This window comes from Clostridium sp. 1001271st1 H5, assembly GCF_005845215.1.
Lineage (GTDB): Bacteria > Bacillota > Clostridia > Lachnospirales > Lachnospiraceae > Enterocloster.
This window is the reverse complement of the sequence record NZ_SPHO01000045.1, coordinates 4,762-6,793: the sequence shown is the minus strand read 5'-3', so window position 1 is coordinate 6,793 and position 2,032 is coordinate 4,762. Positions and strand designations below refer to the sequence as shown.

Here is a 2,032-nt window from a genome sequence, read left to right as displayed (position 1 = left end):
AGTGCAATCTGATCTACTCTCTGCCTCTCATTCTCGCTGTCACGGGTCAAGGTATGAATCACGGAATTGACTACCCTCCCATCCTTTCTGCGTACCAACGCCAGCTCCCTTGAACCATTCTCAATACTGTAAATACGCTTACCGTCCGGAATTGTGGTCAGAAGCCAGCCTAACAGGGTGGTTTTTCCGGAGCTTGTGGCTCCCGCCACACACACAGAGATTCCATACCGGATGCACTCCGATAAAAAATCCAGCATCTGACTGGTTGCCGTTCCTCCCTTTATAAAGTCCTGTTTCTTCATGCTCTGGGGATTCACAATTCGGATCGAAGCTGCCACCCCGACATCCTCATCAACAAGAGGTGTCTTCAGTACAGCAATACGGATATTTTTACTTAAATGTCCCAGAACGCTTGGACTCGCATCATCCAGCACCATTCCAGACACATGCAACATACGCCGAATGACATTGATGGCATGTTCGGGGTTTTCAAAATGCTCTTTCAATTTTTCTGTCACTCCACCAGAATACTGGACCTCCACATCATCCCAGGCATTTACATCGATCTCCTCGATCCCTTCCCCGTAGATGTACTTTGTGAGAAAACCGAACTCTGCCATTTCTGAATAAATCGCATCAATCAGCTCATCCGTGGTTTTTCCCGGTACTTGTATACGGTTATCCTGAATATACTTCCCGGCAAATCGGCGGATCTGTGCTTTTATTTCTTCGTTTCCATCTCCGGTTACCAGATTACTATATTCTTTGGAAAGATACGCCTGTATCTCCTGCAGCACGGACTGAAAGTCACGCCCTTCATCCTCCGATGCAAAAAACAGGTCATGGGTACGGAGAGAACGACCTCCCGTTTTTTGAGTACACAAAGGAGCCTCTATGTCCTCCTCTTCTGACCAGATATCCTCCTTTCCATGCATCTGTCCTTCACAAGCCTGTTCCGACAGGCTATCATTTTGGAAGTTTTCTTCTGTCCCCTCCCCTCCATCCAAGCCATCCAAAGAAGCCTCCGTTTCCATGATCTCCTCCGGAAGATGTCCAGAATCCTGTCGTGTTTCTTCCCGAACAGCTTCGGGAAAACCCGCAGAAAACGCGGCTTTGCTGCGTCTTTCCCCTAACATCCGAACACCTCCTTTGTGATTGCTTCCATGGTTTTTCTAAACCCCTTACTGTCCTTTAGCACCAGTTCTTTCAGAAGGTTCCCTTCCAGAACCTGTGCCTTTACTTCCTCGGAATGAGGGATCTGGAATGCCACATTGCCGAGCACCCGTTCAATGTGTTCGCTGGCCTCATTGGGATATACATTGCTGGCCACTTTATACTGCTTTTCTGCATCCCACTGACTGTCCTTAAGAAGCGGAAGCTGACTGGAAAGATAACTGATGGATTTCAGATCACAGTTTACCAGCCGCAGCACTGCATCCGCCTCCATCAAGGCAATGGCCGAAAGAACGTCATTGGCAATACAGCTTCCACAATCAACGATGATATAGGGAGCGATCTTTCTCAAACACTGCAGTAATTCCTCTGCCTGTGTCCGCTCGTAAGGTGGATATGTGTATTCATTTTCCCCCTTCCTCATTCCAAGGATCGTTAGATGGCGTATTTTTTTATGAGTAATACAGTTATGGCGTACCAACGATTCCGACACATGGGTTGCTGCCAGAACACTCCCCAGAGAATGCTCCTCTTCCAGGTCTCCAGGAGGACAGATACAGGGAAGCATCGGTGTATTCATATCACACAGAAGGAGAGCCACATCCTTCTTCTGCATGGCAAGACGCGCCGCCAGCTTCACTGCTGTCGTGGTTTTACCAGATCCAGGACTTCCCCAGACTGCCAGCATTTGATTCTCATTTTCCGGTTCCCAGTCAGGAGAGCTGTCCCCGGCTCCCCTGCTGAAAATACTGTTTTTCAGAAAATTCAAGGCTTACTCCACCTCGCTTTCCTCTGTTTCGCCCTGTTCGTACTCCTCCTGCTCCTCTGCTTTGGTTTCCTCTGGCTCCTTATCAGAGTG

2 protein-coding genes are annotated in these 2,032 nt (G+C 48.5%); both read right to left on the bottom strand.

Annotated elements, in window-relative coordinates; all coding sequences use genetic code 11:
• The coding region (locus FGS84_RS30225; protein ID WP_347563915.1) for an ATPase, T2SS/T4P/T4SS family at nt 1-935 on the bottom strand (935 nt) is incomplete at its 3' end.
• Nucleotides 936-1,129: 194 nt separating this feature from the next.
• Nucleotides 1,130-1,942 carry an AAA family ATPase gene (locus tag FGS84_RS30220; protein ID WP_138311847.1) on the bottom strand — a complete coding sequence of 271 codons (813 nt, stop codon included), beginning with the start codon at nt 1,940-1,942 and terminating at the stop codon, nt 1,130-1,132.
• Nucleotides 1,943-2,032: the final 90 nt, after the last annotated feature.